This is a genomic window from Streptomyces sp. DG2A-72, assembly GCF_030499575.1.
In the GTDB taxonomy this organism is placed as follows: domain Bacteria; phylum Actinomycetota; class Actinomycetes; order Streptomycetales; family Streptomycetaceae; genus Streptomyces.
Genome location: NZ_JASTLC010000001.1, coordinates 8,792,052 through 8,813,272, shown reverse-complemented (window position 1 = coordinate 8,813,272; position 21,221 = coordinate 8,792,052). Strand labels below are relative to the sequence as shown.

At 70.2% G+C, this 21,221-nt stretch carries 18 protein-coding genes; 7 read left to right on the top strand and 11 right to left on the bottom strand.

Translation table 11 applies throughout. The features are described 5' to 3' along the window. Window positions 1-65: 65 nt before the first annotated feature. The 10 genes from QQY66_RS41880 to QQY66_RS41835 form a co-directional block, all read right to left on the bottom strand. A complete protein-coding gene (locus QQY66_RS41880) occupies window positions 66-1,064 on the bottom strand; it encodes a sugar phosphate isomerase/epimerase (protein ID WP_301985642.1) in 999 nt (332 codons plus the stop codon). Between the two features lie 14 nt (window positions 1,065-1,078). Then, on the bottom strand, window positions 1,079-2,305 hold the full coding sequence (locus tag QQY66_RS41875; RefSeq protein ID WP_301985641.1) for a Gfo/Idh/MocA family protein: 1,227 nt from the start codon (window positions 2,303-2,305) through the stop codon (window positions 1,079-1,081). 89 nt (window positions 2,306-2,394) lie between these two features. Next, complete coding sequence (locus QQY66_RS41870) at window positions 2,395-3,438, bottom strand: substrate-binding domain-containing protein (RefSeq protein ID WP_301985640.1); 1,044 nt, start codon at window positions 3,436-3,438, stop codon at window positions 2,395-2,397. A 17-nt stretch (window positions 3,439-3,455) separates the two neighbouring features. Continuing rightward, entirely contained in the window at window positions 3,456-4,475 is a 1,020-nt protein-coding gene (locus tag QQY66_RS41865) for an ABC transporter permease (RefSeq protein WP_301985639.1), read from the bottom strand. Beyond that, the gene (locus QQY66_RS41860; RefSeq protein WP_301985638.1) at window positions 4,472-5,989 is read right to left on the bottom strand and encodes a sugar ABC transporter ATP-binding protein; all 1,518 of its coding nucleotides are present in this window, start codon (window positions 5,987-5,989) and stop codon (window positions 4,472-4,474) included. The genes QQY66_RS41865 and QQY66_RS41860 overlap by 4 nt, the downstream gene beginning before the upstream one ends. 113 nt (window positions 5,990-6,102) lie before the next feature. Beyond that, entirely contained in the window at window positions 6,103-7,284 is a 1,182-nt protein-coding gene (locus QQY66_RS41855; RefSeq protein ID WP_301985637.1) for an ROK family protein, read from the bottom strand. Window positions 7,285-7,472: 188 nt separating this feature from the next. After that, on the bottom strand, window positions 7,473-8,150 hold the full coding sequence (locus QQY66_RS41850) for a GntR family transcriptional regulator (protein ID WP_301985636.1): 678 nt from the start codon (window positions 8,148-8,150) through the stop codon (window positions 7,473-7,475). 183 nt (window positions 8,151-8,333) lie between these two features. After that, window positions 8,334-9,272, bottom strand: a complete 939-nt coding sequence (locus QQY66_RS41845) for a beta-ketoacyl-ACP synthase III (protein WP_301985635.1) — start codon at window positions 9,270-9,272, stop codon at window positions 8,334-8,336. Between the two features lie 148 nt (window positions 9,273-9,420). Continuing rightward, entirely contained in the window at window positions 9,421-9,555 is a 135-nt protein-coding gene (locus QQY66_RS41840; protein WP_301985634.1) for a hypothetical protein, read from the bottom strand. Further along, on the bottom strand, window positions 9,524-10,861 hold the full coding sequence (locus tag QQY66_RS41835; RefSeq protein ID WP_301985633.1) for an OFA family MFS transporter: 1,338 nt from the start codon (window positions 10,859-10,861) through the stop codon (window positions 9,524-9,526). Before QQY66_RS41835 ends, QQY66_RS41840 begins: the two co-directional genes overlap by 32 nt. A gap of 229 nt (window positions 10,862-11,090) precedes the next feature. Here QQY66_RS41835 and QQY66_RS41830 point away from each other — a divergent pair, with 229 nt between their 5' ends. From QQY66_RS41830 to fdhD, 5 genes are read left to right on the top strand one after another with little or no spacing between them, the layout of a single operon-like run. Next, window positions 11,091-12,062 carry a 2-dehydropantoate 2-reductase gene (locus QQY66_RS41830; protein ID WP_301985632.1) on the top strand — a complete coding sequence of 324 codons (972 nt, stop codon included), beginning with the start codon at window positions 11,091-11,093 and terminating at the stop codon, window positions 12,060-12,062. Continuing rightward, window positions 12,059-13,987: a molybdopterin oxidoreductase family protein gene (locus QQY66_RS41825; protein ID WP_301985631.1), complete on the top strand. Its 1,929-nt coding sequence runs from the start codon at window positions 12,059-12,061 to the stop codon at window positions 13,985-13,987. Before QQY66_RS41830 ends, QQY66_RS41825 begins: the two co-directional genes overlap by 4 nt. A 5-nt stretch (window positions 13,988-13,992) precedes the next feature. After that, window positions 13,993-15,810 (top strand): NADH-ubiquinone oxidoreductase-F iron-sulfur binding region domain-containing protein, encoded by a 1,818-nt coding sequence (locus tag QQY66_RS41820; protein ID WP_301985630.1) that lies wholly within the window; start codon window positions 13,993-13,995, stop codon window positions 15,808-15,810. Beyond that, window positions 15,807-16,667: a 2Fe-2S iron-sulfur cluster-binding protein gene (locus QQY66_RS41815; protein WP_301985629.1), complete on the top strand. Its 861-nt coding sequence runs from the start codon at window positions 15,807-15,809 to the stop codon at window positions 16,665-16,667. Before QQY66_RS41820 ends, QQY66_RS41815 begins: the two co-directional genes overlap by 4 nt. A gap of 7 nt (window positions 16,668-16,674) precedes the next feature. After that, entirely contained in the window at window positions 16,675-17,523 is an 849-nt protein-coding gene (fdhD, locus tag QQY66_RS41810) for a formate dehydrogenase accessory sulfurtransferase FdhD (protein WP_301985628.1), read from the top strand. Window positions 17,524-17,716: 193 nt separating this feature from the next. On the opposite strand, the gene QQY66_RS41805 is transcribed toward fdhD, so the two are convergent. Continuing rightward, window positions 17,717-18,154 (bottom strand): MarR family winged helix-turn-helix transcriptional regulator, encoded by a 438-nt coding sequence (locus QQY66_RS41805; protein WP_301985627.1) that lies wholly within the window; start codon window positions 18,152-18,154, stop codon window positions 17,717-17,719. Between the two features lie 90 nt (window positions 18,155-18,244). Here QQY66_RS41805 and QQY66_RS41800 point away from each other — a divergent pair, with 90 nt between their 5' ends. Both QQY66_RS41800 and QQY66_RS41795 read left to right on the top strand, forming a co-directional pair. Next, a complete protein-coding gene (locus QQY66_RS41800) occupies window positions 18,245-19,159 on the top strand; it encodes a zinc-binding dehydrogenase (RefSeq protein ID WP_301985626.1) in 915 nt (304 codons plus the stop codon). A gap of 160 nt (window positions 19,160-19,319) precedes the next feature. Continuing rightward, the gene (locus QQY66_RS41795) at window positions 19,320-21,218 is read left to right on the top strand and encodes a sialidase family protein (RefSeq protein ID WP_301985625.1); all 1,899 of its coding nucleotides are present in this window, start codon (window positions 19,320-19,322) and stop codon (window positions 21,216-21,218) included. Window positions 21,219-21,221 lie beyond the last annotated feature (3 nt).

Below are 21,221 nucleotides of genomic sequence, written 5' to 3'. Positions count from 1 at the left end.
GGGGCTGGTTGTCCATGCGGGTGCCTTGCGCCGGGGTACGCCGTCACCCCGGAGAAGTGAACTGCTCAGTTGCCGAAGGCCGCGTCGAAGGAGGCCGACGGCGGCTCGAAGTCGTAGGCCTTGAGGCGGGTCAGGGCCTCGGGTGCGCCCTGGAGCCGGTCCATGCCGGCGTCCTCCCACTCCACGGAGATGGGGCCCTGGTAGTCGATGGAGTGGAGCATGCGGAAGACGTCCTCCCAGGGGACGTCGCCGTGGCCCGCCGACACGAAGTCCCAGCCGCGGCGCGGGTCGCCCCAGGGCAGATGCGAGCCGAGGCGGCCGTTGCGGCCGTCGAGCCGCTTGCGGGCTTCCTTGCAGTCGACGTGGTAGATGCGGTCGCGGAAGTCCCAGAGGAAGCCGACCGGGTCGAGGTCCTGCCACACGAAGTGGGAGGGGTCGAAGTTCAGGCCGAAGGCGGGCCGGTGGTCGACGGCCTCCAGCGCGCGGTGAGTTGTCCAGTAGTCGTACGCGATCTCGCTGGGGTGGACCTCGTGGGCGAACCGCACGCCCTCCGCGTCGAAGACGTCGAGGATCGGGTTCCAGCGGTCGGCGAAGTCCTGGTAGCCGCGGTCGATCATCGACTCGGGGGCGGGCGGGAACATCGCGACCAGATGCCAGATCGCGGAGCCGGTGAAGCCGATGACGGTGTCGACACCGAAGGCGGACGCGGCACGCGCGGTGTCCTTCATACGGTCAGCGGCCCGCCGCCGCACCCCCTCCGGGTCTCCGTCGGCCCAGATCTCGCCCGGCAGGATCGCCTGGTGGCGCTCGTCGATGATGGCGTCGCAGACGGCCTGGCCGACGAGGTGGTTGGAGATCGCCCAGCACTTGAGGCCGTACTTGTCGAGCAGTGCGTGCCGGGACTGGAGGTACGACGGGTCCGCGAGGGCCTTGTCGACCTCGAAGTGGTCGCCCCAGCAGGCGAGTTCGAGTCCGTCGTAGCCGAAGTCGCGGGCGAGGCCACAGACCTCTTCGAGGGGGAGGTCGGCCCACTGGCCGGTGAAGAGCGTGAAGTTCCGCGGCATGGACAGAGGCCTCCTCAGACGGCGATGGGTGTGTAGACGGAGTTCTTCTCGGCGCTCTCCTCGACCGCCGCCAGCACGCGCTGCACCTGGAGGCCGTCCGCGAAGGACGGTTCCGGCCGGCGGCCCTCGGCGATGGCGTGGACGAGGTCGCGGGCCTGGTGGACGAAGGTGTGCTCGTAGCCGAGGCCGTGGCCGGGCGGCCACCAGGCCTCCAGGTAGGGGTGGTCGGGTTCGGTGACGAGGATGCGGCGGAACCCGGCGTGCGTTCCGGGCTCCGTACCGTCGTAGTACGAGAGCTCGTTGAGGCGCTCCAGGTCGAAGGCCAACGAGCCGTGCTCGCCGTTGAGTTCGATGCGCAGGGCGTTCTTGCGGCCGGTGGCGTACCGGGTCGCTTCGAAGGAGGCGAGGGCGCCGGAGGGGAAGCGGCCGGTGAACAGGGCGGCGTCGTCGACGGTGACCGGGCCGGTGCCCTCGGCCGACACCGCGGACAGGCCCTTCACGGCACCGCCCGGCAGCGGGCGTTCCCGCACGAACGTCTCCGTGAGCGCGGACACCCCGGCGAGCTGCTCCCCCGCCAGATACTGCGCGAGGTCGACGATATGGGCGCCCAGGTCGCCGAGGGCGCCGGAGCCGGCCAGCTCCTTGCGCAGCCGCCAGGTGAGTGGGAACTCGGGGTCGACGAGCCAGTCCTGAAGGTACGTCACCCTGACGTGGCGCAGGCTGCCGAGCTTGCCGTCGGCGATCATCCGGCGGGCGAGCGCCGTGGCGGGCACCCGGCGGTAGTTGAAGCCGACCATCGCCAACTGGCCGCGTTCCGAAGCCTCCTGAGCGACTGCCGTCATGGCTTCCGCTTCCTCGACGGTGTTCGCGAGGGGCTTCTCGCACAGGACGTGCTTGCCGGCGGCCAGCGCGGCGAGGGCGATCTCGGCGTGGCTGTCGCCCGGGGTGCAGATGTCGACGAGGTCGATGTCGTCCCGTTCGATCAGGGTCCGCCAGTCGGTCTCGGCCGACGCCCAGCCGTGCCGGTGGGCCGCGGCGCGTACGGCGGCCGAGTCCCGTCCGCAGATCGCGGTCAGCGCCGGGCGCAGGGGAAGATCGAAGACCCGGCCCGCGGTCCGCCAGCCCTGGGAGTGGGCGGCGCCCATGAAGGCGTACCCGACCATGCCGACACGCAGCGGCGGCTTGTCGGGCTCGGCTCCCCCGGCTCCCTCTGCTCCCTCGGGCGGGTTCGGCTGTCCCATGGAGTGGTCCTCCTCGTCGTCGTGGCGCGGTGGGGGGTGGGGTCCGACCCGGTGCGCGGGCCGGACCCGGGGGGGGGTGCGGGGCGCGCTTACTTGAAGCCGGTGGACATGTACTGGTCGACGTTGGTCTTGTCGACGACGGCCGAGTACAGCGTCAGCGAGGCCGGGATCTCGAACTCGGCGAGGCCGCCGATGCCCTTGCTCTGGCCGAGGGCGCGGGCGAGGTCGATCGCGGACGCGGCCATGGTCGGCGGGTAGAGGACGGTCGCCTTCAGCACGCCGTCGTCCTGCTTGATGGCCTGGAAGGCGGAGAGCGCGCCCGCCCCGCCGACCATCAGGAAGTCGTCCCGTCCGGCCTGCTCGATGGCGCGCAGGGCGCCCACGCCCTGGTCGTCGTCGTGGTTCCACAGGGCGTCGAACTTCGACTGGGCCTGGAGGAGCTGGGCCATCTTGGCCTGCCCGGACTCCACCGTGAACTCGGCCGCCTGACGGGCCACCTTCTTGACGTTGGGGTAGTTCTTCAGCGCGTCGTCGAAGCCCTGCGTCCGCTGCTGGGTCAGCTCCAGGTTGTCCAGGCCGGCCAGCTCGATGACGCGGGCGCCCGACTTCCCCTTGAGCTTCTCGCCGATGTAGTGACCGGCATTGAGGCCCATGCCGTAGTTGTCGCCGCCGATCCAGCAGCGGTACGCCTGCGGGGTGTTGAAGATCCGGTCGAGGTTGACGACCGGGATGCCCGCGCGCATCGCCTGCAACCCGACCTGGGTGAGCGCCTTGCCGTCGGCGGGCAGCACCACCAGGACGTCGACCTTCTTGTTGATCAGAGTCTCTATCTGGCCGATCTGCGCGGCCGTGTCATTGGAGCCCTCGGTGATCTCCAGGGTGACATCGGAGTACTTCTCTGCCCGGCTCTTGGCGTTGTCGTTGATCGCGTTGAGCCAGCCGTGGTCGGCCTGCGGTCCGGCGAAGCCGATGGTGACCTGCTTGCCGGGCTTGTCGTCGGCGGCCGGCTGATCGTTCGCGGCCGGCTCGTCGTCGCCGCTCGGCTCGTTGCTCGTGCAACCTGCGAGGAGGGCTCCGGTGGATACGGCGGCGGCCCCGAAGAGCAGTCCTCTGCGACTGGTGAGATGTGACATATCACTGAACCCTTTCCTCAAGTCGTGCTCGCGGTACGGCGCTGGACCAGCACGGCGGCGACGATGATCGCGCCCTTGGCGATCTGCTGGACGTCGCTCTGCAGGTTGTTCAGGGCGAAGATGTTGGTGATCGTGGTGAAGATCAGAACGCCGAGCACCGAGCCGACGATGGTGCCGCGGCCTCCGCTCAGCAGCGTGCCGCCGATGATCGCGGCCGCGATGGCGTCGAGCTCGTACAGGTTGCCGTTGGTGTTCTGGCCCGATCCGGACAGGACGATCAGCAGGAAGGCGGCGATGCCGCAGCACAGTCCGGACAGCAGATAGAGGTACAGCCGCTGGCGGCGTACGTCGATGCCGGCGAGCCGGGCGGCCTCCGCGTTGCCGCCGACGGCGACGGTGCGGCGGCCGAAGGTGGTGCGGTTCAGGATCAGCCAGCCGATGATCGTGACGACGGCGAACACCATCACGAGCGGCGGGATGCCGAGGACGTACGCGTCGCGCTCGCCGAGGTCCAGGACGGAGGGCACCGTGACGATCTGGGTCTTGCCGTCGGTGATCTGGAGGGCGAGCCCGCGCGCCGAGGCCAGCATGGCGAGGGTGGCGATGAACGGGACCATCCCGCCGTACGCGATGAGCAGGCCGTTGACCAGGCCGCAGCCCACTCCGACGATCACCGCCGTGAAGAGGATGCCCGCGAAGCCGTACTCCTGGGTGGCGACGGTGGTCGCCCAGACCGAGGCGAGGGCGACGATCGCGCCGACGGAGAGGTCGATGCCGCCGGAGGTGATGACGAAGGTCATGCCGACCGTGACGACGCCGATCACCGAGCCCTGGGTGAGGACGAGTTGGAGGTTGCGGGTGTCGAGGAACTCTTCGGGCTTGGTGATGCCGCCGATCAGGATCAGCGCGGCGAGCACGCCGAGCAGGGAGAGCGTGCGGACGTCGGAGCGGGCCAACATCCCTCGCCAGGCGGGGGGTTCGCCCACCGGGACCGTCTTGTCGGTGCCGCCCCGGGGCGGGGAGACGTGCTGCGTCATGACGCCGGACTTCCTTCCATGACGAGGTCGAGTACACGGTGTTCGTCGAGCTCACGGGCGGGCGCCTCGTGTACGACACGCCCCTCGCGCAACACCAGGACGCGGTCGGCGAGGCCCAGCACCTCGGGCACCTCGCTGGAGACCAGCAGCACGCCGAGCCCTTCGTCGGCGAGACGGCGGATCACCGCGTACAGCTCGGCGCGGGCGCCGACGTCGACGCCACGGGTCGGTTCGTCGAGCAGCAGCACCCGGCAGCCGCGCAGCAGCCAGCGGGCGAGGACCGCTTTCTGCTGGTTGCCGCCGGACAGGGTGCGCACCGGCACCGAGGGGTTGTCGGGGCGCAGCGACAGCTCGCGGGTGGCGGCCCGCGCCGCGCTCAGCTCGGCGCCCCGGTCCATCCAGCCGCCGCGCGAGAAGCGGGACATGGAGGAGACCGACACATTGCGGGTGACGGACTCCAGCATCAGCAGCGCCTGCGCCTTGCGCTCCTCGGGCGCGAGGCCGAGCCCGGCGCGGACGGCGGCCCGCACGCTGCCGGGCCTGAGCGCCCGTCCGTCGACGCGGACTTGACCGGAGGCGGGTTTGCGGGCGCCGTAGATCGTCTCCAGGATCTCGGAGCGGCCGGAGCCGACCAGACCCGCCAGGCCGACGATCTCTCCAGGGTGCACGGTCAGGTCGAGGCGCTCGAACTCGCCTTCCCTGGACAGTCCTTGCACCTCCAGCAGGGGACTCCCCGACGCATCGTGCACAGGCCGGTCCGGGAAGACGTACTCGACGTTCCGCCCGGTCATCAGCGCCACGACCTCACGTGTCGGCGTGGACTTGGCGGGCAGCCCGACCGCCACCGCCCGCCCGTCCTTCAGCACGGTCACCCGGTCGCCGATGCGGCGGATCTCCTCCAGGCGGTGCGAGATATAGACGACGGCCACCCCGTCGGCGGTCAAATCACCCACGATCCGGAAGAGGTTGTCGACCTCGTCGGGGTCGAGCGCCGCGGACGGCTCGTCCATCACGATGAGCCGTACCTCGTGGGAGAGCGCCCGCGCCATCGACACGATCTGCTGCTGGGCCGCCGACAACTCCCCGACCAGCCGCGCCGGATCGATCTCCGGGTGCCCGAGCCGCCGTAGCAGCGCGGCCGTCGACTCGCGCGCGGTCTTGCGTCGTACGACGAAACCGGCGGCCGTGGGTTCATGGCCCAGGTGGACGTTCTCGGCCACCGACAGGTGCTCCACCAGGTCGAGTTCCTGGTAGATGGTGGCGATGCCGAGGCGCATGGCGGCGATGGGCGAGCGGAGCGTGACCGGTTCGCCGCGCCAGTGGATCGTGCCGGTGTCCGGCTGGTGGGCGCCGGCCAGGACCTTGATCAGCGTGGACTTCCCGGCTCCGTTCTGGCCGAGGAGGCAGTGCACTTCACCGGCCTGGACGTCGAGGTCGACGCCGTCCAGGGCCCGGACTCCGGGGAACGACTTGGTGATGCCGGACATGCTGAGCAGCGGAGATTCTGGTGCCATGTGGCTTCCCCTCGGCGGGCGTGCGGGCCGGTTGCAGGGCGCTTGCGGGCATGCGTGTTCAGGGCAGGGCAGATCAGGGGCGCTGTGCGTGAGGTGCCTGACGAAGGTGCTGCTTACGCGGGTGAGAACAGGTGGTCGCTGATGAGCCGGGCCGCGCCGATGACTCCGGCGGTGGGGCCCAACTCCCCCAGAACTATGGGCAGGTTGCCGGTCGCCAGGGGCAGCGACTGGCGGTAGACCTGGGTGCGGAGCGCGGCGAGCAGCGTGTGGCCGAGGCCGGTCACTCCACCGCCTATCACCAACAGGCCGGGGTTGAAGAAGGAGACGAGTCCGGCGATGACCTGGCCGACGCGGTTGCCGCCCTCGCGGATCAGGTCGAGGGAGGTGGCGTCACCGGCGGCAGCGGCGGCGGCGACGTCCACGGCGGTCAGGGTGCCGTTCGCCGCCAGGCGCGCGGCGAGTTCCGCCGACCGGCCCTGCTGGGCCGCCTCCACGGCGTCCCGGGCCAGCGCGGCTCCACTGAAGTGGGCTTCCAGGCAGCCCCGGTTGCCGCAGGCGCAGGGTCGGCCGTCGGGCACGGCCTGGATGTGCCCGATGTCGCCCGCGCTGCCAGTGGTACCTCGGTAGACGGTGCCGCCGACGACAATGCCGCAGCCGATACCGGTACCGATCTTGACGCAGAGGAAGTCGGCCACGGTCCGGGCGACGCCGGCGTGCTGCTCCCCCATCGCCATCAGGTTCACGTCGTTGTCGACCATGACCGGGCAGCCGAGTTCCTGGCTGAGCGCCTCCCGTACCGGGAAGCCGTCCCAGCCCGGCATGATCGGCGGAGCCACCGGCACACCCTCGGGGTAGCGGACCGGCCCCGGGACGCCGATGCCTGCGCCGTCGAAGCCCTCCGCAAGCCCCGTGGCCCTCAACTTCGCGGCCATGGCGAGGACTTGCTCGAAGACCGCGACCGGGCCCTCGCGTACGTCCATGGGCTGGTTGAGATGGCCGAGGATCTCCAGCTCGGCGTTGGTGACGGCGACGTCGACCGAGGTCGCGCCGATGTCGACGCCGAGGAAACGCAGTCCCGGATTCAGGCGGACGTTGTGGGAGCGGCGGCCACCGCGCGAGGCGGCGAGTCCGTCGGCCACGACGAGACCGGTCTCCAGGAGCCGGTCCACCTCCACGGCCAGCTTGGACCGTGACAGATCGACCTGATCACCCAGCTGGGCCCGTGAGTTGGGGCCGCCGTCCCTGAGCAGCAGGAGCAGACGGGCCTGATGGGCGTTCGCGGGTCGTGCCGTCATGCGTCTCACGAGCCCCTCCCCGCCTCAATCGGCCACCAGTTGCCGGGCTTTCGAGGGGAACGTAGCAGCGGTCGTCGACGCTGGGAAGAATCTGTGCAGAGATTGCTGCCGACTTTCTCCACTCACAGGACAAAGGTCGGCGTGCGGGTTCCGGATACGGGCGAACCGCACCTACGGGTAAGCGGGCCTCAGGACTTCGCCCGCGCGTGATACGACCGTCTGGTGTGCTCGGTGTGGTCCCGCATCAGCTGGGTGGCGCGCTCCTCGTTCCGCTCGGAGATAGCGGCGATCAGCTCGCGGTGCTCGATCCAGGACTGCCGGCCACGCTGGCGGGCGATCGGGGTGTAGTACCAGCGGACGCGGCGGTCGACCTGGGCGGCGAGTTCGGCGAGGACCGCGTTGCCGGCCAGCTCCATGACCTTGGCGTGGAAGCGGGCGTTCATGGCGACGGCACCGTCCACGTCATCGGCGGCTACGGCCTTCTCGCCCTCCGCGCACAGCTCTTCCAGCGTGGTGATGCCGGCTCTGCCCGCGTTGGCGGCGGCGAGCCGGGCGGCCTCGGCCTCCAGGAGCGTACGGATGGTGAGAAGCTGGTCGGCCTCCTCCTCGGTCGGCTCGTGCACGAACGCGCCCTGCGCGGGCCGTAGATCGACCCAGCCCTCGGTGTTGAGCCGCTGCAGCGCCTCGCGCACCGGCTGGCGCGACACGCCGAGATGGCCTGCGAGTTCGCTCTCGACCAGGTGCTGGCCGGGCTGGAGGGCGCGGGTGGTGATGAGTTCGAGCAGCGCCTCATAGACACGGTCGCGCAGCGGTCCGGGTCGTTCGAGCTTGGGTACAGCTCCCTGCGGCAGTCCTGTCGACAACATCGCGGTCCCCCTCCTCGGCAGGGCCGTGCACAGCAGCCGTAGCGTGAGTATGAATTGTCTTTCGTCTACAGTCTACGGCGCTCCGGGGCCAGGGGAACGCGGAGTCGCCCTTGTCACACCCGGAGTTACGATCCTAGCCACCCCGAGCCCCATCCCGAGTCCCCACCCGGATGCCGGCGCAGCTCACGGGCAGCGGACGACCTGTCCGGCGTACGAGAGATTGCCGCCGAAGCCGAACAGCAGGACCGGGTCGCCGGTGGTGATCGCGCCCTGTTCGACGAGCTTGGAGAGAGCGAGGGGGATGCTGGCGGCGGAGGTGTTGCCGGATTCGGCCACATCGCGGGCGACGACCGCGTTGACCGCGCCGATCTTCTCGGCAAGCGGCTCGATGATGCGCAGGTTGGCCTGGTGGAGGACGACCGCGGCGAGGTCCTCGGGCGCGAGCCCGGCCTTCTCGCAGGCCTTGCGGGCGATCGGCGGCAGCTGTGTGGTGGCCCAGCGGTAGACGCTCTGCCCCTCCTGCGCGAACCGCGCGGGCGTGCCCTCGATCCGTACGGCGTGCCCCATCTCCGGCACCGAGCCCCACAGCACGGGCCCGATCCCGGGCTCGTCCACGGCCTCGACGACGGCGGCCCCCGCCCCGTCGCCGACGAGAACGCAGGTGGTCCGGTCGGTCCAGTCGGTGACGTCGGACATCTTGTCGGCGCCGATGACCAGGGCGCGTACGGCAGCTCCCGCCCGTACGGCGTGGTCCGCCGTGGCCAGCGCGTGGGTGAAGCCCGCGCAGACGACGTTGACGTCCATGGCGGCGGGCGACGGGATACCGAGCCGGGCCGCGACCCGGGCGGCCATGTTCGGTGAACGGTCGACGGCCGTGGACGTGGCGACGAGGACCAGGTCGATGTCGGCGGGCGCCAGGCCCGCCGTCGCGAGCGCCTTGGCGGCGGCGTGCGCGGCCAGCTCGTCCACCGGCTCGTCGGGCCCGGCGATATGGCGTGTCCGGATGCCCACCCGGCTAGTGATCCACTCGTCGCTGGTGTCGACCATGCCCGCCAGGTCCTCGTTGGTGAGTACCCTGGCGGGCTGGTAATGGCCGACGGCGGCGATCCGCGAGCCGTTCATGGGTGGTCCCCCTCGGTGCTTCGGGTTACGGGATCCACCAGTCTGATCAGTGACTCACCGGTACGGCGGCAGGTGAAGCCACAGGAAACGCTCGCCCCGGTTGTCGGCTTCCGTCAGGTTCCCGGACGCCCGAACACTTCTCGAACAGTCACCCGGTGAACAGCTGCGTCGCTTTCTGAACGAGTTCGTACAGCCCGTAGGCCAGCGGCGCCCCCACCCATACCCAGGCGAAGGCGATCAGACCGCGCCGGTCAGGCGGACTCTGGCTGCTGTCGTTCGACATCGACGGCCTCCTGACTGATGGGTTCGGGGATGTGATGGCGGGGGTGGACGGGCCGGACGAGTTCGTTGGCGATGAAGCCGACGACGAGCAGCCCGATCATGATGACGAAGGACAGCCCGTACAGGGACGAGCCGTGCTTGCCGGCCTCCTCCTGCCGGTCGGCGATCCAGTTCACGATCAGCGGCCCGAGCACTCCGGCCAGCGACCAGGCGGTCAGCAGCCGCCCGTGGATCGCGCCGACCTGGTACGCGCCGAAGAGGTCCTTCAGATAGGCGGGGATGGTCGCGAAGCCGCCGCCGTAGAAGGAGAGGATCACCAGCGCGCTCAGGATGAACAGCGGCTTGGAGGAGTCGCCGAACAGCGCGAGGGACGCGTACATCAGCGCACCGACGCCCAGATAGACGCGGTAGATGTTCCTGCGTCCGATCAGGTCGGAGGTCGACGACCAGCCGATGCGGCCCGCCATGTTGGCCGCCGACAGCAGCGCCACGAAGCCCGCGGCGGCCGTCGCCGAGACCGGCGTCGAGGTGTCCGCGAAGAAGTCCGTGATCATCGGGGCGGCCTTCTCCAGGATGCCGATGCCCGCGGTCACGTTCATGCAGAGCACCACCCACAGGCACCAGAACTGCGGGGTGCGGATGGCGCTGTTGGCGGAGACCTGCGGTCCCTGGAAGGCGCTCGGCGCCCCCTCGACCGGCTTCTCGGTGCGCGGCACCCGCACCAGCAGCACGCCCAGCAGCATGAACACGGCGTACGACAGTCCGTGCACCAGGAACGCCAGCGCGATCCCGGAGCTGTCGCTGCCGAACGACTCCAGCATCTGCGCCGACCACGGCGAGGCGATCAGCGCGCCGCCGCCGAAGCCCATGATGGCGATACCGGTGGCCATGCCCGGCCGGTCGGGGAACCACTTGATCAGTGTCGACACGGGCGAGATGTAGCCGATGCCGAGGCCGATCCCGCCGACGAAGCCATAGCCGAGGACGATCAGCCAGTACTGCTCGGTCGCCGCGCCGAGCGCGGAGAGCAGGAAACCGGACGAGAAGCACACCAGCGCCACGGTCATCGCCCAGCGCGGTCCGTTGCGCTCCACGAGCGTGCCGCCGAACGCGGCCGACAGGCCGAGCATCACGATGCCGAGCTGGAAGGGCAGCGCGCTCTGGGTGCCGCTGAGGCCGAGCGCGGATTCGAGCGGCGGCTTGAACACGCTCCAGGCGTAGGCCTGGCCGATGGAGAGATGGACCGAGAGCGCGGCTGGGGGAACGAGCCAGCGGCTCCAGCCCGCGGGGGCGACTGGGGGACTCATGATCCCGAACGGTAGGAAGAACGCGGGTGGTTGAAAAGGCGGCAGGTCGACCGTATGCGGTGAGCGGTATCCAGGGCGCGATGAACGGTCGCAGATCAACGATCGCGGGGTGGCCGGTTCTGGTTCTTGCGCGAACCCTTGCTGCCTCAAGTTCCATACTGTAGACAATATTCTGTCGACAGAGTTTCGTCAGTTCCTCGGTACCCTCGACCGAACGGAGCTCCCCCGTATGAAAGTCGCAGTCCTCGGCGCCGGTGCGATCGGCGCCTATGTCGGTGCCGCGCTCCACCGCGCCGGCGCCGAAGTGCACCTCGTCGCCCGTGGACCGCATCTCGCGGCCATGAGGCAGCACGGGGTGCGGGTGCTCAGTCCGCGCGGCGACTTCACCGCCCGCGCCCATGCCACCGACGACCCGGCCGAGATCGGCCCGGCCGACTTCGTCTTCCTGGGCCTGAAGGCCAACTCGTACGCGGCGTGCGGGCCGCTGATCGAGCCTTTGCTGCACGACACCACGGCGGTCGTGGCCGCCCAGAACGGCATTCCCTGGTGGTACTTCCACCGGCACGGCGGCCCCTACGACGGCCACCGCGTCGAAAGTGTGGACCCGGACGGCGCGGTCAGTGCGGTGCTCGCGCCCGAACGGGCCATCGGCTGCGTCGTGTACGCGGCCACAGAACTGGCGGAACCAGGAGTCGTACGACATCTCGAAGGCACCCGGTTCTCCATCGGCGAGCCCGACCGCAGCGTGTCCACGCGGTGTCTCGCGCTCAGCGAGGCCATGCAGACGGGCGGGCTCAAGTGCCCTGTCGAGCCGGATCTGCGCAACGACATCTGGCTCAAGCTGCTCGGCAACATCTCCTTCAACCCGATCAGCGCGCTGGCCCGCGCCACCATGCGGCAGATGTGCCTGCACGGCGGCACCCGCAAGGTCATCGAGATCATGATGACCGAGACGCTCTCGGTCGCCGAGGCTCTCGGCTGCGAGGTCGGCGTCTCCATCGAGCGCCGTCTCGCCGGCGCCGAGCGCGTGGGCGACCACCGCACCTCCACGCTCCAGGACCTGGAGCGTGGCAAGCCGCTCGAACTCGACGTACTGCTCGCCGCGGTCGTCGAACTGGCGGAGATCACCGGCGTGGAGGTGCCCACCCTGCGCACCGTGCACGCCATCTCGGACCTGCTCGCGCTGAGGAGCGCCGCATGAAAAGCACGAAGAAGCGCGAACCGAAGACCTACACCCGACTCACCCACCCCCTGGTACGGGATTCCCGCAACGAGCCTTTCCGCCGAGCGAGTTGGGACGAGGCACTGGACCGTGCCGCCCGCGGTCTGCAAGCCGCCCACGGCGCGTTCGGCATGTTCTCCTGCGCCCGCGCGACCAACGAAATGAACTACGTGGCGCAGAAGTTCGCCCGCGTGGTCATGGGCACCAACAACGTCGACTCCTGCAACCGCACCTGCCACGCCCCGAGCGTGGCAGGCCTGTCGGCCGCCTTCGGCTCCGGCGGCGGGACGTCGTCGTACGAGGAGATCGAGCACACCGACGTCATCGTGATGTGGGGTTCCAACGCCCGTTTCGCGCACCCGATCTTCTTCCAGCACGTACTGAAGGGGGTCCACAACGGCGCCCGGATGTACACCGTCGACCCACGCCGGACGTCGACGGCCGAGTGGGCGGAGAGCTGGCTCGGACTGAACGTCGGGACCGACATCCCGATGGCGCACGCGATCGGCCGCGAGATCATCCACGCGGGGCTGGCCAACGAGGCGTTCATCGAGCGGGCGACGAGCGGCTTCGAGGAGTACAAGAAGCTGGTCGAGCCGTGGACGCTGTCGCTCGCCGAGAAGGTGACGGGCGTACCGGCCGCCGCCATACGGGAGTTGGCGCACGCCTACGCCCGCGCCGAACGCGCCCAGCTGTGCTGGACCCTGGGCATCACCGAGCACCACAACGGCACGGACAACGTCCGCGCGCTGATCAACCTGTCGCTGCTGACGGGCCATGTGGGCCGCTACGGCAGCGGGCTGCAGCCCCTGCGCGGCCAGAACAACGTGCAGGGCAGCGGCGACATGGGCGCCATCCCCAACCGCCTCCCCGGCTTCCAGGACATCCTCGACCCGGACACCCGGCTGAAGTTCGAGTCGGCCTGGGACACCGTCATCGAGCCGCACTACGGGATGAACCTCACCGAGATGTTCGAGGCGATGGAGGAGGGCACGCTCAAGGCCGTCTACTGCATCGGCGAGAACCCGGCGCAGTCGGAGGCGGACAGCGAGCAGGCGGTACGGCGTATGCAGGCGCTCGACTTCCTCGTCGTGCAGGACATCTTCCTGACGAAGACGGCCGAGCTGGCGGACGTGGTGCTGCCCGCCACCGCCGGGTGGGCCGAGACCGACGGGACAACTACCAATAGCGAACGCCGAGTTCAGCGCGTACGGCGTGCGGTCACGCCGCCCGGTGAGGCCCGCGAGGACATCGACATCATCTGCGAGCTGGCGGCACGCCTCGGCCACGACTGGAAGTACGCCGACTCCGAGGCCGTCTGGAACGAGCTCAGGTCGGTCTCGCCGGACCACTACGGGATGACGTACGAACGCCTGGAGGAGCACCAGGGCATCCAGTGGCCGTGCCCGAGCACCGAGCAGCTCGAACCGACGTATCTGCACGGCCGGCTGTGGGATGCCGACCCGGCGATGCGGGGCATGCCGGCGCCGTTCGGGCTGGTCCAGCACGATCCGCCGGTCGACCTCACCGATGACCAGTTCCCGATCCGGCTGACGACCGGGCGGCGGCTCGACTCCTACAACACCGGTGTGCAGAGCGGGAGTTTCGCCTCCCCGCTGCGGCGCGGGGAGTACATCGAGCTGTGCCCGGAGGACGCCGAGCGGTACGGGGTGGTGGTCGGTGAGGAGGTCCAGGTGACCTCGCGGCGCGGGGCGGTCGTCGCTCCGGTATGGGTGGACCCGGCGCTCCGTCCCGGTCTGGCCTTCATGACCATGCACTTTCCCGACGAGGTGGACACCAACCAGCTGACGATCGAGGCGAACTGCCCGATCGCGGGGACGGCGGAGTTCAAGGCGTCGGCGATCCGGATCGAGAAGCTCCCCGTCGCGACCATCGTGAGGTGACGTAAGTGGACCTGCACTTCGGCGACAGCAAGCCGACGGACGACGAACGGGCGGCCGTCGACGCCCTGTTGGGCCCGCCCGAGTCCTCCTGGGAGGGCGCCGACCGCTCCGACGCGGACCTCAGGTGGGCGCGCGGCGGACGCGAGGCCCGGGACCGCCGCGACCTGCTGTTGCCGGGGCTGCACGCCATCAACGACCGGGTGGGATGGATCAGCGACGGCGCCCTGGACTACCTGTGCCGCCGGCTGACGGTGCCGCCGGCGGAGGCGTACGGGGTGGCCACCTTCTACGCGATGTTCTCCGTGAAGCCGCGTCCGGCGACGGTGCTGCACGTCTGCACCGACCTGGCGTGCGCGGCTGCCGGGGCGTCCGAGCTGTGCGCCGGGATCGAGGCGGGACTCGGTCCCGGGGTCCACGTGGAGCGCAGCCCCTGCCTGGGTCTGTGCGAGCGGGCTCCGGCCGCGCTGGCGATCAGGGCCGGGGATCCGGTGCGTACGGCGGTGTCGGCGCCGGCGACCGTCCGCGAGGCCGTCCTCGCCGCGACCGCTCCGGACTCGGCGCCCGAGGAGCCGTCGGCGGCGCTCGCGGTGCCCCAGGCAGGCTCGAGCGACCTGATCCTCCTCAGCCGCGTCGGCGTGGTCGACCCGGCATCCCTGGACGACTACCGCGCCCATGGCGGCTACACCGCCCTGCGCCGCGCCTTCGAGCTTGGCCCCGCCGGGGTGATCCGTGAGGTCACCGACTCGGGCCTGGTCGGACGTGGCGGCGCCGCCTTCCCCACCGGCCGCAAATGGCAGGCCACGGCATCCCAGCCCGACCATCCGCACTACGTGGTGTGCAACGCGGACGAGTCCGAGCCGGGCACCTTCAAGGACCGCGTGATCATGGAGGGCGACCCGTACGCGCTGATCGAGTCGATGACGATCGCGGCGTACGCGACGGGCGCGCACAAGGGCTATCTGTATCTGCGCGGCGAGTATCCGCGGGCGCTGCGGCGTCTGGAGCATGCGCTGGTGCAGACACGCGCGCGTGGGCTGCTCGGCGACGACGTCCTCGGCCAGGGGTACGCCTTCGACATCGAGATCCGCAGGGGCGCGGGCGCGTACATCTGCGGTGAGGAGACGGCCCTGTTCAACTCCATCGAGGGCTACCGCGGCGAACCGCGCTCCAAGCCGCCGTTCCCGGTGGAGAAGGGCCTCTTCGGCAAGCCCACGGTCGAGAACAACGTGGAGACGCTGGTCAACGTACTGCCGATCCTTAAGATGGGCGCGCCCGCGTACGCGGCGATCGGGACGGCGAGGTCCACCGGGCCGAAGCTGTTCTGTGTGTCGGGGACGGTGGACCGGCCCGGGATCTACGAACTGCCCTTCGGTGCCACTCTGGGCGAATTGCTGGAGCTGGCCGGGGTGCGGGACGGGTTGCGGGCCGTACTGCTCGGCGGGGCGGCGGGCGGCTTCGTACGGGCCGATGAGATGGACATCCCGCTCACTTTCGAAGGCACCCGGGAGGCGGGGACGACGCTCGGCTCGGGCGTGGTGATGGCCTTCGACGACACGGTTCCGCTGCCGCGGCTGCTGCTGCGGATCGCCGAGTTCTTCCGCGACGAGTCCTGCGGGCAGTGCGTGCCGTGCCGGGTCGGGACCGTGCGGCAGGAGGAGGCGCTGCACCGGATCGCGGAGCGGACCGGTGCCGCCGCGGCCGACGACATCGCCCTGCTCCGGGAGGTCGGCCGCGCCATGCGGGACGCCTCGATCTGCGGTCTCGGGCAGACCGCGTGGAACGCCGTGGAATCCGCCATCGACCGTCTGGGGGCGTACGAATGACCGTGACACCGCTGGGGATCCCGCGCCGGCTGCTGGAATTCACCATCGACGGGGAGCCGGTGCGGGCGCCGGAGGGCTCCACGATCCTCGATGCCTGCCGGTCGGCGGGCAAGGACATCCCGACCCTGTGCGAGGGTGACACGCTCACCCCGAAGAACGCCTGCCGGGTGTGCGTCGTCGAGGTGGAGGGCTCCCGCACCCTGGTCCCGGCCTGCTCCCGCAGGGCCGAGCCCGGCATGGAGGTCCGCACCGACACGGAGCGTGCGCGGCACAGTCGGAAGGTCGTGCTTGAGCTTCTTGCCTCGTCGGTCGATTTGTCGACCACGCCTCAAGTGGCTGAGTGGATCAAGGAGTACGAGGCGAAGCCGGACCGCTTCGGCCCGGACGCGGCCCGCCTCAACGAGGAACCCAAGGTCGACAACGATCTGTATGTGCGCGACTACGACAAGTGCATCCTCTGCTACACGTGCGTCGACGCGTGTGGTGAACAGTGGCAGAACACGTTCGCGATCTCGGTGGCGGGGCGGGGATTCAATGCGCGGATCGCGGTGGAGCACGACGCTCCGCTGACCGATTCGGCCTGCGTGTACTGCGGGAACTGCATCGAGGTCTGCCCGACCGGCGCGCTGTCGTTCAAGTCGGAGTTCGACATGCGGGCGGCGGGTACGTGGGACGAGTCGGCGCAGACCGAGACGACGACCGTGTGCGCGTACTGCGGAGTGGGTTGCAACCTGACGCTGCACGTGCAGGACAATGAGATCGTGAAGGTCACCTCACCGCACGACAACCCGGTGACCCACGGCAACCTCTGCATCAAGGGCCGTTTCGGCTACCAGCACGTACAGAACCGGGGCTGATCAGGACATGGGACGAGTCACGGAACGACGCAAGGTGATCCGGATCCGGGACGGGGCGGTCTCCTCCCGCCCGGACACACTCGTCGCCGAGGAACCGCTGGAGATCCGGCTGAACGGCAAGGCGCTCGCGATCACCATGCGAACGCCGGGAGACGACTTCGCGCTCGCCGCCGGGTTCCTGGTGAGCGAGGGGGTGCTGGGCGCCGCCTCGGAACTGCAGAACATCGTGTACTGCGCGGGCGCGACGGTGGATGGGTCCAACACGTACAACGTGGTGGACGTGCAGACGGCGCCGGGCGTGGTGATCCCGGACATCACGCTGGAGCGGAACGTCTACACCACGTCGTCCTGCGGTCTGTGCGGCAAGGCCAGCCTGGACGCGGTCCGTACGACGGCCCGGTGGCCCATCGCCGACACTCCCCCGGTCCGGGTCGAACCCGAACTGCTGGCCGACCTCCCCGACCGGCTGCGCGCGGCCCAGCGGGTCTTCGACCGGACCGGGGGGCTGCACGCGGCGGCCCTGTTCACCGAGGACGGGGAACTGCTCGACATACGGGAGGACGTCGGCCGGCACAACGCGGTGGACAAGCTCGTCGGCCGGGCCTTGCAGAACGGGAGCCTGCCGCTGTCGCGGACGATCCTGCTGGTGTCGGGGCGGGCGTCGTTCGAGCTCGCGCAGAAGGCGGTGATGGCCGGGATTCCGGTGCTCGCGGCCGTGTCGGCTCCGTCGTCCCTCGCTGTGGACCTGGCGATCGAGACCGGGCTGACCCTGGTGGGGTTCCTCCGCGGCAGCTCCATGAACGTGTACGCGGGCGAGGACCGTATCGCCCTGCGGGCCGCGGCCGCCCAGGGCTGACCGGTTCCCCGCGACACGGCGGCGGGGCCCCGAACGGCGGGGAGCGCCCCTGCGCCATTTAGGGGCCCCGCTGTATTGCTCGGTCGCCTCCGGGGGCGCTTTGTGCCGGCGCGTCGGACCAGTGCTGGTTGGTGGGCCCTTGCCCGGTGCCGGGCTGGGCAGGGAGGCACGACGCGGCGGCGTCAGACCGTTGTCAGCCGTCCGTACCGGAGATCCGGGTCAACAGGCCCATGAACTGGGCGCGCTCCGCCTCGGAGAGGGGCGCGAGGAGGTCGTCGTTCGCCGCGCGGGCCGCCTTCTCGCAGCGGGTCAGGAGCCGGGCGCCGTCCGGGGTGAGGGACACGGCGTTCTTGCGGCGGTCCGTCGGGTCGGGGGTGCGGACGACCAGGCCTGCGGACTGCAGGTCGTTGAGGATGCCTACGACGTCCTTGGGGTCGAGGCCGACGCTTCTGCCGAGGTCGGCCTGGGCCACGGGGGCGAGGTCGCGGACGGCCGAGAGTACGACGTGGTGCCACATCTTCATGCCCTCCTCTGCGAGGGCGGCGGCCACCAGGGCGCGGCCCCGGGCGGCGGCGCGTCCCAGGAGCCAGCTGGGCAGGGTGCGTATCGCGAGCAGGGGAGCTTCGGCCATGGCAACACACTAGGTGAATTGTCGTTGGACTTCCCTACGATCATCTGCTTATCGTTGGGACTCCCAACGAACCCCCTGGAGGTGCGATCGATGCGTCGCGTCCGGTACGACGCCCCTGGTGGCCCCCTGTTCCTGGAGCAGGCCCCGATCCCGGAACCGGCCCCCGGCGAGCTGCTCGTCCGGTGCGAGGCGGTCGGTGTGACCCTCCCGGTCGTGCGCAAGGTGAGGGAAGCGGCTGAGCCGGTTGCACTCGGTGGTGAGATCGCCGGGGAGGTCGTGGCCGTGGGCGACGGTGTGACGCGGTTTCGGGTCGGCGACCGGGTGACGGGGCTGTGCTTCGGGCACGCCTACGCCGACTTTGCCTGCCTGGGCGAGGGCATGGCCTCCCCTGTGCCGGAGGGTGCCTGCCCCGTCGACGCGGTCGCGCTGGTCCGCAGTGGGCTGGTCGCGCTCGGTGCCCTGGAGGCGGCGAAGCCGCGGCCGGGTGAGGCGGCTCTGGTGACGGCCGCGGCGAGCGGGGTGGGTCAGGTGGCCATTCGAGTCGCTCGGCTGCGGGGTGCGCGCAGGGTTGTGGGGGCCGTCTCCGACCCAGCGAAGGCTCGATTCGTACGGTCGCTGGGTGCCGATGAGGTGGTGGTCTACGGCGACGACTGGGGCGAGCCGGTCGACTATGTGCTCGACGCGGTGGGCGGCGAGCTGCTCACCCCGGCATTGGCCGCGCTCGCCCCTGGTGGGCGGCTCGTGGCGTTCAGCTCGGGTGGCGGGTCGGTACGGGCGTACGACCTGCTTGTGGGCGCCAAGATCATGGCGGGCTTTCAGCTGGGTCGAATAGCCCGCGAGCAGCCGGAGTTGTACGAGTCGTGGCGTCGGGAGCTGTGGCGGTGGTTCGCCGAGGGTTCCGTGAGGCCCGCCGTACACGGGGAGTTCGCGCTGGAGGAAGCGGCCGGGGCGCACGCGTTGATCGAGGCGCGGAGCAATCTCGGGAAGGTGGTGCTGCGGCCCTGACGGGGCGCGCATCACCGGCAGCACTCCCCTCAGCGCTCCCACGGGCCCCCACCCGCTTCTCGTGAACTGCCGACGCCATAACTACCGTCTGATGCACGCATGTTGGACGTGGGACGTCCAGACGGTCAGATGTCCAGATGCCTGAAGGGCAGGTCATGCCATGCCGCCAAGTCTTCGTGCACGTCTTAGATCCCCCCTCCGAGCTCTGAGACACACTCTCACCGCGGCCGCCGTCAGTACGGCGGCCGCCGCGCTGCCGAGCCCCGCACACGCCCAACCGGCCACCAAGGCGCCCCAGTTCGAGCAGCAGGTCCTGTTCAAGGCCTCGCAGGACCCCGGCTACGCCTGCTACCGGATCCCGGCGATCGTGCGCACCAACCAGGGCACACTGCTGGCGTTCGCCGAGGGCCGCGTCCTCAACTGCGGTGATGCCACGGACATCGACATCGTCGTCAAGCGCTCCACCGACGGCGGCCGTACCTGGGGCCCGCTCCAGGTGGTGAACGAGGGCGCCGGGGACACGCACGGCAATCCGACGCCGGTCGTGGACCAGTCCACGGGCCGGATCCTGCTGGCGGAGACGTACAACAAGGGCCGTTCGGACAGCGGGAACTGCGACGTACCCTGCAAACGCAGCCCGTATCTGCAGTACAGCGACGACGACGGGCGCACCTGGTCCGAGCCGCGTGACCTGAGCGCCGAGATCCTGCCCGAGCACTGGAACTCCTGGTACGCCACCGGGCCCGTGCACGGCATCCAGCTCACCCGGGGCCTGAACGCCGGGCGGATCGTCATCAGCGTCAACGGCGAGACGTGGAACGGCAGTCGGGTCACCGCGAACCATGCGGCGCTCATCATCAGCGACGACGGCGGCGACCACTGGCGGCTCGGCGCCACCGACTCCTCGGAAGTCGCCGCGGACGGCACCTTCGAGCAGAAGAACGGCGAGCTGACGCTGGCCGAGCGCACCGACGGCACGATCCTGGTCAGCGGCCGCGAGCAGGACGGCACCAACGTCGGCCATCGCACCCAGGCCGTCAGCGAGGACGGCGGCGACAGCTTCGGCACGCCCTTCCAGAACCTTCCCGACCTGTACGCCCCGCAGGTGCAGTGCTCGATGCTGCGGGTGAGCAGCCGCATGCTGCTGGCCTGCCCCGGCGACCCCGACCGCCGCCGGACCATGATGATCCGCTCCTCCTACGACGGCGGCGCCACCTGGGACAGCGTCGACCGCGGCACGGTCGTCACCCGGGACTGGTCCGGCTACTCCGATCTGGTGCACATCACCGGCACCACCACGGGCCTGATGTACGAGGCGGGGACCGTCGACGCCCGCGACGAGATCCGCTTCGCCCGGTTCAACGAGGACTGGCTCGCCCCGCGGCGCGGCTCCGACCCCACCACCGCCGACCAGGCCCTGCTCGCCCCGTCGGCCTCCGTCCTCGGCGGTGCCACGGTGACGGACGGCGCCTTCGACGGTGCGCTGGCCTTCGACGGCACCGACGACGCCGTGCGCCTGCCGTACCACGACCGGCTCCCGCTCGGCACCAAGGACTTCACCGCCTCCCTCTGGTTCCGGCACACCGCCACGTCCGGCGAGCAGCCGCTGCTGTCGATGGGCGGCGTCGCGACCGGCCAGCCGCACATCACGCTGCGCGGCGAGCCCGCCAGCAACCGTGTGCAGGCCCTGATGACCGCGCGGGAGGGTCCGACGACCGTGCGCAAGGCGTCCGTGAGCACCGATGGCGCGTACAACGACGGCCGCTGGCACCATCTGGCGCTGCGCCGCGGCGACGGGGCACTGACCCTGTTTCTTGACGGCAAGGCGATCAGCGCCGCCGATGTGCCCGGCTCGGTGAGCCGCAACTCGCCCTTCGGGGTGCACATCGGCGAGCGCATGGACAGTCGTGCCTTCTTCACCGGCGCGATCGACGACGTCCGCGTCTGGGACCGGGCGCTGACCGACGCGGAGATCGGCGAAGTCCGTACGGACGGCACGGGGCCGGTCCTCGACACCGTGGTGTGGCTGCCCATGGACCAGGTGAACGGCAGCGACTAACGT

Excerpts from the sequence above, each read along its gene's own strand:
- QQY66_RS41815 (WP_301985629.1), top strand. The coding sequence starts at position 15,807 with ATGACCGTGACACCGCTGGGGATCCCGCGCCGGCTGCTGGAATTCACC.
- QQY66_RS41800 (WP_301985626.1), top strand. The coding sequence starts at position 18,245 with ATGCGTCGCGTCCGGTACGACGCCCCTGGTGGCCCCCTGTTCCTGGAG.
- QQY66_RS41835 (WP_301985633.1), bottom strand. The coding sequence starts at position 10,861 with ATGAGTCCCCCAGTCGCCCCCGCGGGCTGGAGCCGCTGGCTCGTTCCC.
- QQY66_RS41875 (WP_301985641.1), bottom strand. The coding sequence starts at position 2,305 with ATGGGACAGCCGAACCCGCCCGAGGGAGCAGAGGGAGCCGGGGGAGCC.
- QQY66_RS41850 (WP_301985636.1), bottom strand. The coding sequence starts at position 8,150 with ATGTTGTCGACAGGACTGCCGCAGGGAGCTGTACCCAAGCTCGAACGA.
- QQY66_RS41865 (WP_301985639.1), bottom strand. The coding sequence starts at position 4,475 with ATGACGCAGCACGTCTCCCCGCCCCGGGGCGGCACCGACAAGACGGTC.
- QQY66_RS41855 (WP_301985637.1), bottom strand. The coding sequence starts at position 7,284 with ATGACGGCACGACCCGCGAACGCCCATCAGGCCCGTCTGCTCCTGCTG.
- QQY66_RS41860 (WP_301985638.1), bottom strand. The coding sequence starts at position 5,989 with ATGGCACCAGAATCTCCGCTGCTCAGCATGTCCGGCATCACCAAGTCG.
- QQY66_RS41870 (WP_301985640.1), bottom strand. The coding sequence starts at position 3,438 with ATGTCACATCTCACCAGTCGCAGAGGACTGCTCTTCGGGGCCGCCGCC.
- QQY66_RS41845 (WP_301985635.1), bottom strand. The coding sequence starts at position 9,272 with ATGAACGGCTCGCGGATCGCCGCCGTCGGCCATTACCAGCCCGCCAGG.
- fdhD (WP_301985628.1), top strand. The coding sequence starts at position 16,675 with ATGGGACGAGTCACGGAACGACGCAAGGTGATCCGGATCCGGGACGGG.
- QQY66_RS41795 (WP_301985625.1), top strand. The coding sequence starts at position 19,320 with ATGCCGCCAAGTCTTCGTGCACGTCTTAGATCCCCCCTCCGAGCTCTG.
- QQY66_RS41880 (WP_301985642.1), bottom strand. The coding sequence starts at position 1,064 with ATGCCGCGGAACTTCACGCTCTTCACCGGCCAGTGGGCCGACCTCCCC.
- QQY66_RS41825 (WP_301985631.1), top strand. The coding sequence starts at position 12,059 with ATGAAAAGCACGAAGAAGCGCGAACCGAAGACCTACACCCGACTCACC.
- QQY66_RS41840 (WP_301985634.1), bottom strand. The coding sequence starts at position 9,555 with ATGTCGAACGACAGCAGCCAGAGTCCGCCTGACCGGCGCGGTCTGATC.
- QQY66_RS41830 (WP_301985632.1), top strand. The coding sequence starts at position 11,091 with ATGAAAGTCGCAGTCCTCGGCGCCGGTGCGATCGGCGCCTATGTCGGT.
- QQY66_RS41805 (WP_301985627.1), bottom strand. The coding sequence starts at position 18,154 with ATGGCCGAAGCTCCCCTGCTCGCGATACGCACCCTGCCCAGCTGGCTC.